Origin of the sequence: Streptomyces sp. NPDC006743 (assembly GCF_040703815.1) — a bacterium.
Taxonomy (GTDB): Bacteria; Actinomycetota; Actinomycetes; order Streptomycetales; family Streptomycetaceae; genus Streptomyces.
Window position 1 is genome coordinate 1 of the sequence record NZ_JBEYJA010000155.1, and the last position, 1,498, is coordinate 1,498.

Genomic DNA, 1,498 nt, shown 5'->3' on the forward strand with positions numbered 1-1,498 from the left:
GCTCCGCTACAAGGACCTTCCGGCGCCTTGCGATCGCACGCACCGGACGCCGCGAGCTGATCGGGCTCTCCTCTTTTCCGCAGCTCTAACTGGTCTTATACGCAGAGCGTATTACCTGCATCGGAACAATCATTGGACTGCGCGCTCTTCGTAGCCGCACCGTGGTGACCATGACATCGGACAGCGTGACACCGTTTCGTATCCACATCCCGGACAGTGCCCTGGCGGATCTGAAGGACCGGCTCCGCCGGGTACGCCTTCCCGGCCGGGAGACGGCACCGGACAACAGCCAGGGGGTGCAGCGGGAGCGCCTCGAGGAGCTGCTGGAGTACTGGGCCCACGGGTACGACTGGCGCGATCTGGAGCGGCGGCTCAACGACCTGGGCCAGTTCCGCACGACCATCGACGGTCTCGGCCTCCACTTCATGCACGTGCGCTCGCCCCGCCCCGACGCCACCCCCCTGTTGCTGCTGCACGGATGGCCGGGCTCGTTCCTGGAGTTCCTCGGGACCGTCGCCCCGCTCACCGGGTACGGCTTCCACCTCGTCGTCCCCTCGATGCCCGGCTACGGCTTCTCCGACCAGCCCGACTCGACAGGCTGGGACCCGGACCGGATCGCCCGCGCCTACGGCGTGCTCATGCGGCGCCTCGGCTATGACTCCTACCTGGCCCAGGGCGGCGACTGGGGCGGTGTCGTCGCGACCCGCATGGGGGCGCAGCGGCCGCCGGGCCTGCGTGCGATCCACGTCAACTTCCCCGAATTCCTCGCCGCACCACCGGCCGGCGACGCCCCGACCCCGCAGGAGAAGGCCGCACTCGAGCAGGGCAGCCGCTTCCTCGCCGTCCATTCCGGGTACCACGTCGTGCAGCGCACCCGGCCGCAGACCATCGGCTACGCCCTGACCGACTCCCCGGCCGGGCAGGCCGCCTGGATCTACGAGAAGTTCCTCGACTGGGCCGGGCCCGACGCCCTCACCCCCGACGAGATCCTCGACCACATCTCCCTGTACTGGTTCACCGGCACCGCCGCTTCCTCCGCCCGCCTGTACTGGGAGTACGCGCGGCAGCCGCTCGCCCTGACCGAGCTGGACCTTCCCGTCGGGGTCAGCGTCTTCCCGGACGAACTGACGCGAACCCCGCGCGTCTGGGCCGAGCGCGCCTATCACGACCTGCGCTACTTCAACGACGACATCCCCGCGGGCGGCCACTTCGCCGCCCTGGAGCAGCCCGAGCTGTTCGCCGAGGAGATCGTCAGGTTCGCGCGGACGGTGGCCGCGTGAAGACGGCCGTGATCACCGGGGGCACGGACGGTACCGGGCGCGGCCCCGCCCGTCTCCACCGACAGCGTGGGGACCGGGGCGTGCTCGTCGGGACCGGCGAGGCCAAGGCCGAGCCCGGCGTCTGGTTCATCCGGGCCGACCTGGAACTCGTCGACGAGAACGGGGGGCTGACCGACCGGCTCTCCACCGATCCGGCCGTGCTCGACTTCGGCGGCGCC

General features: G+C 70.5%; 1 protein-coding gene. It reads left to right on the forward strand.

The window, feature by feature from the left end; genetic code table 11:
* Window positions 1–170: 170 nt before the first annotated feature.
* Window positions 171–1,280, forward strand: coding sequence for an epoxide hydrolase family protein (locus tag ABZ719_RS37635; protein WP_366729667.1), 1,110 nt, complete (start codon window positions 171–173; stop codon window positions 1,278–1,280).
* Window positions 1,281–1,498: the final 218 nt, after the last annotated feature.